This window comes from Streptomyces sp. NPDC058691 (assembly GCF_042714775.1).
Lineage (GTDB): Bacteria > Actinomycetota > Actinomycetes > Streptomycetales > Streptomycetaceae > Actinacidiphila.
Map to the genome: position 1 here is coordinate 1 of NZ_JBHXSO010000072.1, position 12,943 is coordinate 12,943.

Below are 12,943 nucleotides of genomic sequence, written 5' to 3' on the forward strand. Positions count from 1 at the left end.
GCCGAGTAGTCCGCGGCGGCGATGCCGGCGCGGCGCCCGAAGACGTTGATGTCGAGCAGCGAGTTGGTGCCGAGGCGGTTGGCGCCGTGCACGGAGACGCAGGCGACCTCGCCGGCGGCGTACAGGCCCGGGACGACCGTGGTGTTGTCCGAGAGGACCTCACCCTGGACGTTGGTCGGGATGCCGCCCATGGCGTAGTGCGCGGTCGGCTGGATCGGGATCGGGTCCGTGTAGGGCTCGATGCCGAGGTAGGTGCGCGCGAACTCCGTGATGTCCGGGAGCTTGGCGTCCAGCTGCTCCGGCGGCAGGTGCGTGAGGTCGAGGTAGACGTGGTCGCCCTCGGGACCGCAGCCGCGGCCCTCGCGGATCTCGGTGTAGATCGCGCGGGAGACGACGTCGCGGGAGGCGAGGTCCTTCATGACGGGCGCGTACTTCTCCATGAAGCGCTCGCCGTCCTTGTTGCGGAGGATGCCGCCCTCACCGCGGGCGCCCTCCGTCAGCAGGATGCCCATGCGCCAGATGCCCGTCGGGTGGAACTGGAAGAACTCCATGTCCTCCAGCGGCAGTCCGCGGCGGTAGACGGCGGCCTGGCCGTCACCGGTGAGGGTGTGCGCGTTGGAGGTGACCTTGAAGAACTTGCCGGTGCCGCCGGAGGCGTACACGACGGACTTCGCCTGGAAGATGTGGATCTCGCCGGTGGCCAGCTCGTAGGCGACCACACCGGCGGACTTCTTGACGCCGTCCTCCTCGACGAGGATCTGGTCGAGGACGTAGAACTCGTTGAAGAACTCCACACCCTCCTTGACGCAGTTCTGGTACAGCGTCTGGAGGATCATGTGACCGGTACGGTCGGCCGCGTAGCACGCGCGGCGGACCGGGGCCTCGCCGTGGTTGCGGGAGTGGCCGCCGAAGCGGCGCTGGTCGATCCGGCCCTCGGGGGTGCGGTTGAAGGGCAGGCCCATCTTCTCGAGGTCGAGGACCGCGTCGATGGCCTCCTTCGCCAGGATCTCGGCGGCGTCCTGGTCGACCAGGTAGTCACCGCCCTTGATCGTGTCGAAGGTGTGCCACTCCCAGTTGTCCTCCTCGACGTTCGCGAGGGCCGCGGCCATGCCGCCCTGGGCCGCGCCGGTGTGGGAGCGGGTGGGGTAGAGCTTCGTCAGCACCGCGGTGCGGCTGCGCTTCGTCGCCTCGATGGCGGCGCGCATGCCGGCGCCACCCGCGCCGACGATGACGGTGTCGTACTTGTGGATCTGCATGGGGGGTCGCTTCCCTGTCCAGCCCTGGCTAGCGGATGTTCGGATCGAAGGTGAAGATCACCAGCGTGCCGAGGATGATGGTGAACGCCGTCGCCGTGTACAGCAGCATCTTCAGCCAGAACCGGGTGTTGTCCCGCTCGGCGTAGTCGTTGATCACGGTGCGCAGGCCGTTGCCGCCGTGCAGCATGGCCAGCCACAGCATGATCAGGTCCCAGGTCTGCCAGAAGGGGGACGCCCAGCGGCCGGCCACGAAGGCGAAGCCGACCTTGGTCACACCGCCGTCGAGGACGAGCTGGATCAGCAGGTGGCCGAGGACCAGGACCACGAGCACGATGCCGGACAGGCGCATGAACAGCCAGCCGTACAGCTCGAAGTTGGTCCGGGTGGCACGCGGCGTGCGCTTCGAACGGGCGCGCGGCGCCTCGATGAACGGAGCCGGGTTGTCAGGGCCGTAGGCGGCGCTGGAGGAGCTGAGCTCCACGTGATCGGTTGCGGACATGGATGGACTCAGCTCCCGAACAGCACTCGAGCGGCGTGACCGAGGACGGGGTAGATCGCCCCGATCATCAGGACGACCCAGATTCCGACGACCGACCACAGCATCTGCTTCTGGTACTTCGGGCCCTTGGACCAGAAGTCGACGGCGATGACGCGCAGGCCGTTCAGAGCGTGGAAGAGGACAGCCGCGACCAGCCCGTATTCGAGAAGGCTGACGATGGGCTGCTTATAGGTGTCGACGACCTTGTCGTAGTCCTCGGGGGAGACCCGCACCAGCGCGGTGTCGAGGACATGGACGAACAGGAAGAAGAAGATGAGGACACCGGTGACGCGATGAGCCACCCATGACCACATGCCTTCCCGGCCGCGGTACAACGTTCCAGCCGGCACGGAAAAAACCCTCCGGGAGCGGTGAGGGGCCAGCCGGCTTCGTTTGGTCGGTCGGGCCCGGCCGGGTACGGTCCTCCGGCCCTGGCCATCGTAGCGACGGCCCGTCGGCTACGTCCTGCCGGGTCCGTCAGGTGTGATCGATCCCGCACGCATGGGTGTATCCACCGGGAACGCCCTCTCCCGCCGGGTCGTCCCCGCGCGCGAGGCGGGCCAGCCGGGAGCGGGTCACCCGGCGCAGCTCCTCGGCGGCCACCGCGCGTTCCTCGTCGGGGTCGTGGTTCAGCCGGCGGCGCAGCGAGGCGAGCAGCAGGCCGAGGGACTCGTCGGGGTCGACCTCGTCCAGGCTGACGACGAAGACATGGCCGAACCGGGCCTCGTACGCGGCCTGGGCGGCCCGCAGCGCGGTGTGCGCGGCGAGGCTGCCGCGGGTGGGCGCGATGTCCGGCGGGGCGCCCGCGGCCTCGCCCGCCAAGGCCTCGGCCAGGTCGGTGGGGGACAGGTCGTAGGCGGCCTCGTCGGCGGCGGCCAGCAGCGCGTCCAGGTCCGGGTAGGGGCGGTGGGCGGCGACCCGGCGGGCCCAGCGCACGCTGCCGCAGCAGCCCAGCAGGGCTGCCTCGGCCGCTGCGGGCGGGGCGTCGTTGAAGCCGTCCAGGCCGCCGCGCGGGCGGCCGGGGTGAGGGGCCGGGCGGGACGGGCGGGCCGCCCGGTCGGCGCCGCGGGACTGCGGCGGGAGCAGCGGCGGTGTCGCCGGCGGGACGGAGGGAGTGTCGCTGGTCAGCGGTGCTCTCCTGGAACTGCGGGACTACGGGGTGGGGGGACCGTGCGGGTGGTGCGGGGTCGTGCGGGTCGTACGGGAACTGCGGGGGACTGAGGGGGAACTGCCGGTGGCGCGTGGGGCGTCCGTGGAAGTGGACGGCGCTTGAGCGCCACCGTATCGGCCTATGTTCGGCCCTGTACGACGGATGCGCGAATTTCACCCGTACGGGAACGAAAGTGCACGTCCATAGCTGCCTCGCACGGCGGGACACGCCATCCGGGAATAACGTCAGATCATGTGGCACATCCGGGCAAAGCTCGCGGTGGTGTGCGCCGTCGCGACCGTCGTCGCCGCCACTTCGCCGGCCGGTTCGTGCCCACCGGTCCGGCGGGTTTCGCCCCGCGTGCCGGCTCACGTGTCGTCACGACGTCCGGCGGCCGGCCGGCGGACGAGGCGCGGCTGCCGGCGGGGGAGTTGCGACTGCCGTACGCGACGGGCGCGTCCCGGCCCGGGGACATCGCACTTTCACTCGAACGGGGTAGAGCCGACCCCGAGTCGTACGAGAGGACAAGTGCTCCCGATCGTGTGATCGTGCGCGCCGGCACCGCCGCCGGGGTCTTCTACGGAACGCGCACGATTCTGCGGGCGCTGCGTTCCACCGGACGGGTGCCGGCCGGCACCGTCGAGGACCGTCCCGACCGGCCGCGGCGCGGGCTGGTGGTCGACATCGGGCGCAAGTACTCAGCCGGGGCCGGCGCTGTACTACGTGCTCGGCGGCCCGGCGCACTTCCCGTACCCCAGCGGGCGACGCATCTACGAGCGGTGGACCCCGGCCGTGGTCTACCGCGACCGCGCGGTGCCGGCGGCGCTCTCCGGCCCGGACCGGATCGTCGGCGCCCCGCTGGCCGTCTGGGGCGACCGTGCCGGCGCCGAGAGCCAGGCACGGGTCGCCGCCGGGATCCGCGTGCCGCTGCGGGCCCTGGCACAGAAGTTGTGGGATCCGGGCCGGCCGGCACTGAGCTGGCGGGAATTCGAGGCTCTGGCGTCACGGGTGAGTTGAGCCGGGCGCCACCGTCCCAGGTGAAGCGGCCGAAGTCCGCCTCCCCCCACAGGAGCGTCTCCGGCCGCTTCTGTCTTGTTCAGCGTCTTGCGGGCCGAAAGTGTCACACCCCTCGGAGGCGCCGGCGGTCCTGAGGGATCCCGGCGGCCGCTTTTCACGAGCTTTGTGACCCGCGAGTAGCCGTCCCCCAAGGCCTGTCGGAACGCGCTTGATGGGGCAGTATGGTGCGCGATTCCAAGGGGGAGGCTCGAACGTGGATTTGGCGACCGCGGTACGCGCGGCGCAAGAAGGGGACGAGGACGGCTTCCGGTTCGTGTACCGAGCGGTGCAACCGCAACTGCTGCAGTACGTACGCTCGCTGGTCGGCGTGGGGGACGCCGAGGACGTGGCATCGGAGGCGTGGTTGCAGATCGCCCGGGACCTGTCGTCGTTCCACGGCGACGGGGACGCGCTGCGCGGCTGGGCGGCGCGCATCGCCCGCAACCGCGCGCTGGACCACCTGCGGGCCGTGGGCCGCCGCCCGCTGACCGCGGCCGGGGTGGAGGAACTGCTCGACCGGCCCGGCGGTTCCGACACCGCCGAGGAGGCGGTCGCCGCGGTGGGCACCGGTGCCGCGCTGGCCGCGATCGCGGCCCTTCCCCGGGACCAGGCGGAGGCGGTCCTTCTGCGCGTCGTGATGGGGCTCGACTCCCGCGCCGCCGCCGAGGTGGTGGGCAAACGGCCGGGGGCGATGCGCATGGCCACCAGCCGTGGCCTGCGGCGCCTCGCTGAACTGCTGGAATCCGACGACGGGTCGTCAAGTGTGACGTTTTCGGCGTCTCGAACGCTTGAGGACATGAGATGAGCGATAACCGAGGACAGGACTGGCTCGACGACACCACCGCAGAACGGCTGCTGCGCGGGGCACAGGGGAACGACACCGGCGGCGCGGCATGGCCGGACCCGCGTGCCGCGGCCCTCGCCCGGATGCTGGCCGCGGCCGCCGCGCCCGCGACGGTCGACCCGGCGCGCGAGGAGGCGGCCCTCGCCGCCTTCCGGGAGGCGCGGGACCAGGGGCCGCACCTGACGGAACACAGCGACAGTGATGGGGCCCGGGCCGGTGACGGGGGCCGCGACGCGGACGACTGGCGCCCCGGCGGGCCCAAGAGCCGCACCGCCAGGGCCTTCAGCGGCACCCTGCTGATCACCGCGGCCGTCGCCGGGGTCGCCCTCGCCGCCGCGGCGGGCGCGCTGCCCGTGCTGCTCGGCGGTGGGGACGAGGCGCCCGCGCCTGCGCACACCCAGGGCGCGGCACCGCAGGCGACGGGCGGTACCCGCCCGGCCACCCCGGCGCTCTCACCGGGCTCACCCACGCCCTCGCGGTCGCCGCGCGGTCTCCCGGCGGGGACGGTGCCGGGCGGGACCGTCGTCCCGGGCACGCCAGGGCCCGGTTCCTCGCGGATCTCCGCGCCGCAGCCCGGGACCCTCGGCCCCACGGCGCTGTGCCGGGCCTACGCGGGAGCCGGCTGGCACCGCGAGAAGACGGACGAGAAGGTCTGGAGGCAACTGCGCGCGGCGGCGGGCGGCGGCCAGCCCAGGGTGCGGCGTTACTGCTTCACGGTGCTCGGGCCGCACGGCCGCCGCGGCGGCGAGGCGCGCGACGACGACGCCCAGGACGACGGCCCCGGCCGCCGGCACCAGTCGGGCCACGGGAACGGGAAGAACCGTTCCGGCGAGCACCACCGCTCCGGTGAACGGCGGTCGTCCCGCGCCGGCGGGCGCTGACACCTTCCGGTCCCGCCCGCCCCGGGAGTGACACTTTCGGCCCCCCGGGCGCTTTAACCAGTAGACCGACTGGTCATCGGTCGATGGGCGGCCCGGTCTCCCCGTATCGGGCCCCCGACGAGGGACGTGGGCGGGGCGCTTTCCCCCCGCCCTGCCCGCGTCCCCGCTCGTCGGCGCACCGAGGCATAGATTGGCCGTCGTGACCACGACCGTGCCGGCGGGCCCCGCCCGCATCCCTGTGCCGCCCGGTGCCGCCACCGCCGCCGGGCGGAGGTGAGCCGCCGAATGGCCTTCCATGTCGAGCGCGAGTCGTCCCTGCCGCCCGCCGAGGCCTGGCGGCGGGTCACCGACTGGGAACGGCACGCCGCCCACGTCCCGTTGACCACGGTCGTCCGCGACGGCGACACGGGCTTCACCGCGCGGACCGGTGTCGGCCCGCTGTCCTTCGCCGACCCGATGGAGATCGTGCGCTGGGAGCCGCCGGACGCCGGCGGCGGGCCCGGCCGGTGCCGGCTGGAGAAGCGCGGCGCGGTCGTGCTGGGCTGGGCCGAGATCGAGGTGTGGCCGCGCGACCCCGGTCCGGGGTCGCGGATCGTCTGGCGCGAGGACCTGCGGGTGCGCGGGCTTCCCAAAGCGTTCGGCCGGCCCACGGCGTGGGCCGGCCGACGGGTGTTCGGCCGAGCGCTGGACGCGCTGCTCGCCGGGGATCAGCCCTAGACGCTCACCAGTAGACGACGACCTTGTCGCCCACCCGGACCTGGTCGAAGAGCGCCGAGATCTTGTTGGCGTCGCGCACGTTGACGCAGCCGTGGGACGCGCCGGAGTAGCCGCGCGCCGCGAAGTCGGCGGAGTAGTGCACCGCCTGGCCGCCGCTGAAGAACATCGCGTACGGCATGGCCGTGTGGTAGATCGTCGACACGTGGTGACGGCTCTTGGCGAAGACGCTGAAGGTGCCCTCGCGGGTGGGCGTGTACTGGGAGCCGAAGCGGACGTCCATCGCCGAGACGACCTTGCCGTCGACCACCCAGGCCAGGGTGCGGCTGGTCTTGCTGACGCACAGGACGCGGCCGGTCAGGCAGCGCGGGTCCAGCTTGGCCACCGGGTTGGCGGTCGGCGGGTACATCGCGGCCCGGGTGGGCTGCCGGGTGACCGAACGAAGCTTCGTCCAGGTGGGCTTGGTGACGGTGCCGGAGGCGGCCAGGCCGTGCTTGCCCTGGAACGCGCGGACCGAGGCGGCCGTGACGCTGCCGTAGTAGCCGGTGGGCGCCTGGCCGAAGAACCCGAGCTGCCGCAGCCGGGCCTGCAGTTCGCGCACGATGGCGCTGTTGCTGCCGGGGGCCATGACCACGACCGGGCGGGCGGTGTCCGGGGCCTTGGGTATGCGGGACGGGCTCGGCTTCGCGGTGGTCGGGGAAGGGGTCGGCGTCGGGGAGGTACCGGTGCTCGCGCTCGGCGTGGCCGGACCCGGGGTCTCCTCGCCGGCCGAGGAGGCGGGCGAGCCCTGGGCGGTCACGGGCTGGGTGGCGTGGGCCGTACAGCCGGCCAGCAGCGCCCCGGTGAGAAGCGCGGCGGCGGCCGCAGCCGCGCGTGATCTGGTGATCGATATGAGTGCCATGTCATCCCCCTGTGAGAACCGGTACCCCCTTGGACTGTTTTCCCTGGCATGTAGTTGCGCCAACTTCGCGGGAAATCGCCGCACACTGGGACCAGGGGGCAAGTCCCTGGAGGATGACGCATGGCACGCGAGTCCGAATCCGGTCTGCCGATCGAGCCGGTCTACGGCCCCGCCGCACTGGACGGCTGGAGTCCGGCGGAGAAGCTCGGCGAGCCCGGCGGGTACCCCTACACACGCGGCGTCCACCCGGCGATGTACACCACACGCCCCTGGACGATGCGTCAGTACGCCGGCTTCGGCACCGCCGCGGAGTCCAACGCGCGCTACCGGCAGCTGATCGCCCACGGCACGACCGGCCTGTCCGTCGCCTTCGACCTGCCCACGCAGATGGGCCACGACAGCGACGCGCCGATCGCGCACGGAGAGGTCGGCAAGGTCGGTGTGGCGATCGACTCGGTCGAGGACATGGAGGTGCTTTTCGGCGGCATCCCGCTCGGCGAGGTCTCCACGTCCATGACCATCAACGCCCCCGCCGCCCTGCTGCTGCTGATGTACCAACTGGTCGGCGAGGAGCAGGGAATCCCCGCCGGCCGGCTCACCGGCACGATCCAGAACGACGTGCTCAAGGAGTACATCGCCCGTGGGACCTGGATCTTCCCGCCGGGGCCCTCCCTGCGGCTGACCGCCGACCTCTTCCGCTACTGCCGCGCCGAGATCCCGCGCTGGAACACGATCTCCATCTCCGGCTACCACATGGCCGAGGCCGGTGCCTCGCCCGCGCAGGAGATCGCCTTCACCCTGGCCGACGGCATCGCCTACGTCCGCACCGCCGTGGCCGCCGGCATGGACGTGGACGAGTTCGCGCCCCGGCTGTCGTTCTTCTTCGTGTCGCGGACGACGATCCTGGAGGAGGTCGCCAAGTTCCGCGCCGCGCGCCGGATCTGGGCCCGCGTCATGCGCGAGGAGTTCGGCGCGCGGAACCCCAGGTCGCAGATGCTGCGCTTCCACACGCAGACGGCGGGCGTGCAGCTCACCGCGCAGCAGCCGGAGGTGAACCTGGTGCGGGTCGCCGTCCAGGGACTGGCGGCGGTGCTGGGCGGGACGCAGTCGCTGCACACCAACGCCTTCGACGAGGCCATCGCGCTGCCCACCGAGAAGTCGGCCCGGCTCGCGCTGCGCACCCAGCAGGTGCTGGCGTACGAGACCGACGTGACGGCGACGGTGGACCCGTTCGCCGGCTCCTACGTGGTCGAGACGATGACCGACGAGGTCGAGGCGGCGGCGCTGGACCTGATGCGCAGGGTCGAGGACATGGGCGGCGCGGTCCGTGCCATCGAACGCGGCTTCCAGAAGTCGGAGATCGAGCGGAACGCCTACCGGATCGCACGGGAGACGGAGTCCGGCGAGCGGGTCGTCGTCGGGGTGAACCGCTTCCGGCTCGACGAGGAGGAGCCGTACCGGCCGCTGCGCGTCGACCCCGCGATCGAGGCCGGGCAGGTGGAACGGCTCGCCGCCCTGCGCGCCCGGCGCGACCGGCGGGCCGTTACGGCGGCGCTGGGCGTTCTGCGCAGGGTCGCGGAGAGCGGGTCGGGCGAGTCGGACGTGCTGTACCCGATGAAGGACGCGCTGCGCGCCCGGGCCACGGTCGGCGAGGTCTGCGACGCGCTGCGCGAGGTCTGGGGCACCTACGTGCCCACCGACACCCTCTGAGGCGGCCGGCTCGGCGCTCGCACCTGACGGGGCGCGTCGGCGCGCCCCGTCCGCGGGTCAGCCGCGGCGCGCCACGTGCCGCAGCCGCCGGGCCGCCCGGCGCACGGCCGGGTTGTTGGGCAGGAAGGCCAGCTGGGCCGGCACCGCGCCCGGGAGGGCGAGGCTGGTGAGCCGGCGCCGCTTGAAGTAGCGCCAGGTGCCGGCGTCGAGGCGGCTCGCCAGGTAGGTGACGGCCTCGTCGCGCAGGTGCCCGTACGTCTGCGGCTGCATGCAGTAGGCGACGGCGCGCAGCAGCGGCGCGAGGTCGGACTCGGCGTGCTCGGCGGTCTGCGGGGTCCAGCCGGCCACCGCGGCGGGGTCGGCCAGGTCGGGCAGCAGCCGGTCGGCGACGGTGACGGGGACCCGGTTGCTGTTGGCGAAGGGCGACAGGCGCTCCAGCACCAGCTCGGTGCCCGTCCGGGCGACCGGCAGGCCGTAGAGGGTGGACGCGGTGAACAGCGCCGTGGAGAAGCAGCCGACGACCAGCTCGGGGCGGACGCTCTGGTAGAGCACCTCGGCCGGCTGCGCCGGATCGGCCACGTACAGCTCGGCACCCAGTTCCGCCGCCTCGCGCTCCAGCACCCGCGCCCCGTGCACGGGAGCCGTCGGGTGCGGTTTGAAGACGATGGTGCGGTGCCCGGCGGCGACGGCCCCGCGCAGCATGCGCAGGTGCAGCTCGTCCTCCTGCTTGTCGCTGAGGATCTCCAGCGCCGACAGGTGCTGGCCGAGCAGCAGGGCGCCGCCGCTCGGCGGCGTGTCGCCGTCCGCGGAGGGCTCCGCGGCCGCGGCGACCTCCGCGAGGACCTTGAGGAACGCCTCGGCCGGGACGATCTCCTCCGGCACGCCGTACTCCGAGAGCAGCAGCGGGCGCAGTCCCGGCACGAGACCGAGGTGCAGCAGACGGCCGACACGCGTGGTGACCAGCGGCTCCAGCTTGTTGCGGGTCGGGCCGTACACCGTCAGCCCGTCCGCGTACGCCTCGATCGCGGCGCCGGGGAAGACGTTCACCAGCGCGAGCGCCGGGTCCACGTGCAGCGACTCGACGACGAGCTCCAGCTGGTCGTCGCCGAGGTCCCACAGCCGCCGCAGGTGGCGCTCCCACATCGGCACGTCGTCCGGACGCGGCGACCAGCCGCGCGGGTGCAGCGGGGCGATCGCCTCGTTCCACGACAGCACGCGGTCGAAGCGGCCGCGCAGGGCCTCGAAGCCCGGCATCGTGTCCGCGGCGGGCGAGGTCTCGGGAACCGGGGCGTTGTTGCTGATCAGCAGCAGCCGCCGGTCGGCCGGGGTGAACAGACCCGCGTCCAGGGCCGCGGCCAGCGTGGCCACCCCGGACAGGCCGGCCGCCAGGAAGACCTGGGTACGGCGCATTACGCGGCCACCGTCCCGCCGACGCCGATCCGCCGGCGCAGCCTGCGCAGGCGCAGGCTGCGTTCCATGTCCATCGAGTCCAGGGCCTCGGTGAGGATGTCCTGGGGCATCTGCCTGAGGGCGGCGGCGCTCATGGTCTTGAGCTTACGGGCCACCTGCGGCTCGTAGCGGCCCATGGCCCCGAGGTGGTGCGAGATCACCGCGCAGTAGGTGCGCACGGCCTTGGGCAGGAAGAGGTCCGCCTCCGGGTCCGTCGCCGTCTCGGCGAGCACCTGGTCGAAGGAGCGGATGAAGTCCAGCTGCCGGACGTCGCCGATCTGCGTCAGCGAGGTGGCCACCCCGCGCCGGTAGAAGACCCCCAGCAGGCCGACGACGGCGAAGCTCTTCGCCTCGCGGTGCAGCCGCCAGATCCACGGGCGGTCCTCGGCGGTGCGCAGTCCGTCGGGGAAGTGCAGCAGCCCGGCGTCGACCAGCCGGCGGTGGTAGATCCCGGCCCAGGCGTACGGGTAGTCCACCGACGTCGTGCGGTCGGCCGGCAGGATCGCCCCACGGGGGTCCAGCGAGACCCCGCGGCGGCCGTGCGGCACACGGGCGACGGTGCGCTTGCGGCCGTGGCAGACGACATGGTCGGTGCGGACGAAGTCGGTGCCCAGGGTCTCGATGGCGTCCAGCAGCTGGGGCAGGTAGCCCTCGGCCAGCCAGTCGTCGCCGTCGAGGAAGGTCACGTACTCGCCCTTGGCGGCGTCGATGCCCGTGTTGCGGGCGGTGGCGAGACCGCCGTTCTGCTCGTGCGAGATCAGTCTCGCCCCCGGTAGGTCCGGCAGGGCGCGCTCGAGGATCTTCGGCGTCTCATCCGTGGCACAGTCGTTCACCAGGATGAACTCGAAATCCGGCCGCGCGTTTGCACGGAGACTTCTCAACATGTCAGGAGCAAACGCCTGCACGTTGTAGAACGGGACGATGACGGAAAGCTTAACCACGGGGCGCACCCTATGGCTCCCGCTGCCCCGAGCGTTGACACGACGCGGGCTCTTTGGTGAACGTGAGGTGTCGGGTTTGTGAATCCGTCAGCCTGGCGTGCTGGTTCTTCATCCGGCGGCGTGTTGTTAACCGTCCGTTGGCGTGGCGTTGGACGCCCGCTAGGAATGTATTCCTAGCTTTGCGGCGTGCCAGCAAGTACCGCCGACCCGATCAGGGTCACCGTCCTCGCCGACTCGGACACCCGATGGAAATGGGGTGCGCTGACGGCTCGCCGTGTCGCCCCCCAGGCGCGGCTCGACGCCCGCCTGCTCCGCGGGCGTGCGACGCCGACCGAGCGCCAGCTCTCCGAGGTCGGTATCCCCGCGGATTCCATGCGCGAGGTCACGGCGGCCGAGTTCCTGGCCACGACCAGCCGCGACACCGCGGACGTGGTCGTCCTGTCCTGCGTCGGCGGCACCGTCCAGGCCATGCTGCATGGCCTGGCCCGCGCCTGGGAAGGCACCCCCCGCCGGCCCGTGGTCGTCACCGGGTACGTGGGCGTCGTCTACGAGAAGCTCGCCGACGGCCTGCTGCTGCGCTCCGGCGCCGACGCGGTCCTGGCGAACAGCGCGCACGACGCCGACCGCTTCCGCGCCGTGTACGAGGGCGTCGGGGCGGACGCGGGCTCCATCGTGGAGACCGCGCTGCCGTTCCTGGAGGGCACCCCGTACGAGCCCTCGACGGACCGGCCCTTCACCGTCGTCTTCGCGGTCCAGCCGTCCGTCCCGGACAGCCGCAAGGACCGCATGTACCTGCTGCGCCGCGCGGTGGACCACGCCCGGTTCCACCCGGACCGCGAGGTGCTGGTCAAGCTGCGCAGCAAGCCCGGTGAGCACACCACGCACATCGAGGAACAGCCGTACCAGAAGCTGGTCGCCCGGCTGGACCCGCCCAAGAACCTGAAGCTCGTCTACGGGCACATGGGCGAGGTCCTGGACCGCACGGACCTGCTGGTCACGGTCAGCTCCACGGCCGCGCTGGAGTCCATGCACCGCGGCATCCCGACCGCGATCCTCACCGACCTCGGCATCCGCGAGTCGCTGGGCAACCACCACTTCCTGGGCTCCGGCGCCTACGCCTCCTGGGACCACATCGACGCGGGCCAGGTGCCCCGCGTGCGTCCCGCGTGGGCCCGTGCCCAGGGCATCGCCTCGGACGGCGACCCGTTCCGCACCGTCCGTGAGCGCGTCGCCGCGCTCACCGCCGCGGACGAGCTGCCGCCGCTCGCGCCGTACTACACCACCGCCACCGCGCCCGGTTACCTCCCCGGGGTCCTCGCCCGGCACAGCCTGGACCCGAAGGGCGAGCCGCTGCCCGGCGCCGCCGTGGAGCCCGCCGAGCCGAGCGCGCTGCGCCGCGCCGTACGCGATTTCGCGCGCAACTCCGCGCGCACCGCGTACCGCCAGGGCGTCCAGCGCGTCGCGCCCGTGATCCGCCGATGGGGCCAGCTGTGAGTCCCCTCA

The 12,943-nt window shown here is 72.6% G+C and carries 13 protein-coding genes and 1 pseudogene; 7 read left to right on the forward strand and 7 right to left on the reverse strand.

Annotated elements, in window-relative coordinates:
- From ACFWVC_RS34065 to ACFWVC_RS34080, 4 genes are all read right to left on the reverse strand, one after another.
- Positions 1–1,256: FAD-binding protein (locus ACFWVC_RS34065; protein WP_384296653.1), on the reverse strand; the 1,256-nt coding region annotated here is incomplete at its 3' end.
- A 28-nt stretch (positions 1,257–1,284) separates the two neighbouring features.
- Positions 1,285–1,755 carry a succinate dehydrogenase hydrophobic membrane anchor subunit gene (locus ACFWVC_RS34070; RefSeq protein WP_384296654.1) on the reverse strand — a complete coding sequence of 157 codons (471 nt, stop codon included), beginning with the start codon at positions 1,753–1,755 and terminating at the stop codon, positions 1,285–1,287.
- Positions 1,756–1,763: 8 nt separating this feature from the next.
- Complete coding sequence (gene sdhC / locus ACFWVC_RS34075) at positions 1,764–2,144, reverse strand: succinate dehydrogenase, cytochrome b556 subunit (RefSeq protein WP_319658631.1); 381 nt, start codon at positions 2,142–2,144, stop codon at positions 1,764–1,766.
- A gap of 127 nt (positions 2,145–2,271) precedes the next feature.
- Positions 2,272–2,796, reverse strand: coding sequence for a 2-oxo-4-hydroxy-4-carboxy-5-ureidoimidazoline decarboxylase (locus ACFWVC_RS34080; protein ID WP_384296681.1), 525 nt, complete (start codon positions 2,794–2,796; stop codon positions 2,272–2,274).
- Between the two features lie 477 nt (positions 2,797–3,273).
- Here ACFWVC_RS34080 and ACFWVC_RS34085 point away from each other — a divergent pair.
- The 5 genes and pseudogenes from ACFWVC_RS34085 to ACFWVC_RS34105 all read left to right on the forward strand — a co-directional run.
- Positions 3,274–3,531, forward strand: a pseudogene (locus ACFWVC_RS34085) (glycoside hydrolase family 20 zincin-like fold domain-containing protein); the annotation flags it as partial.
- A gap of 136 nt (positions 3,532–3,667) precedes the next feature.
- Positions 3,668–3,961, forward strand: a complete 294-nt coding sequence (locus ACFWVC_RS34090; protein ID WP_384296683.1) for a hypothetical protein — start codon at positions 3,668–3,670, stop codon at positions 3,959–3,961.
- Between the two features lie 211 nt (positions 3,962–4,172).
- Positions 4,173–4,805, forward strand: coding sequence for an RNA polymerase sigma factor (locus ACFWVC_RS34095; RefSeq protein WP_384296655.1), 633 nt, complete (start codon positions 4,173–4,175; stop codon positions 4,803–4,805).
- A complete protein-coding gene (locus ACFWVC_RS34100) occupies positions 4,802–5,725 on the forward strand; it encodes a hypothetical protein (RefSeq protein ID WP_384296656.1) in 924 nt (307 codons plus the stop codon). The genes ACFWVC_RS34095 and ACFWVC_RS34100 overlap by 4 nt, the downstream gene beginning before the upstream one ends.
- A gap of 285 nt (positions 5,726–6,010) precedes the next feature.
- Entirely contained in the window at positions 6,011–6,442 is a 432-nt protein-coding gene (locus ACFWVC_RS34105; protein WP_384296657.1) for an SRPBCC family protein, read from the forward strand.
- A 4-nt stretch (positions 6,443–6,446) separates the two neighbouring features.
- Here the strand turns inward: ACFWVC_RS34105 and ACFWVC_RS34110 are convergent, their stop codons facing one another.
- On the reverse strand, positions 6,447–7,340 hold the full coding sequence (locus ACFWVC_RS34110) for a L,D-transpeptidase family protein (protein ID WP_384296658.1): 894 nt from the start codon (positions 7,338–7,340) through the stop codon (positions 6,447–6,449).
- 120 nt (positions 7,341–7,460) lie between these two features.
- Here ACFWVC_RS34110 and ACFWVC_RS34115 point away from each other — a divergent pair, with 120 nt between their 5' ends.
- Complete coding sequence (locus tag ACFWVC_RS34115; RefSeq protein ID WP_384296659.1) at positions 7,461–9,050, forward strand: methylmalonyl-CoA mutase; 1,590 nt, start codon at positions 7,461–7,463, stop codon at positions 9,048–9,050.
- A 57-nt stretch (positions 9,051–9,107) separates the two neighbouring features.
- On the opposite strand, the gene ACFWVC_RS34120 is transcribed toward ACFWVC_RS34115, so the two are convergent.
- Both ACFWVC_RS34120 and ACFWVC_RS34125 read right to left on the reverse strand, forming a co-directional pair.
- On the reverse strand, positions 9,108–10,460 hold the full coding sequence (locus tag ACFWVC_RS34120; RefSeq protein WP_384296660.1) for a polysialyltransferase family glycosyltransferase: 1,353 nt from the start codon (positions 10,458–10,460) through the stop codon (positions 9,108–9,110).
- The gene (locus ACFWVC_RS34125) at positions 10,460–11,440 is read right to left on the reverse strand and encodes a glycosyltransferase family 2 protein (protein WP_384296661.1); all 981 of its coding nucleotides are present in this window, start codon (positions 11,438–11,440) and stop codon (positions 10,460–10,462) included. Before ACFWVC_RS34125 ends, ACFWVC_RS34120 begins: the two co-directional genes overlap by 1 nt.
- Positions 11,441–11,626: 186 nt before the next feature.
- Here ACFWVC_RS34125 and ACFWVC_RS34130 point away from each other — a divergent pair, with 186 nt between their 5' ends.
- Positions 11,627–12,934, forward strand: coding sequence for a DUF6716 putative glycosyltransferase (locus tag ACFWVC_RS34130; RefSeq protein ID WP_384296662.1), 1,308 nt, complete (start codon positions 11,627–11,629; stop codon positions 12,932–12,934).
- The last annotated feature ends 9 nt before the right edge of the window (positions 12,935–12,943 follow it).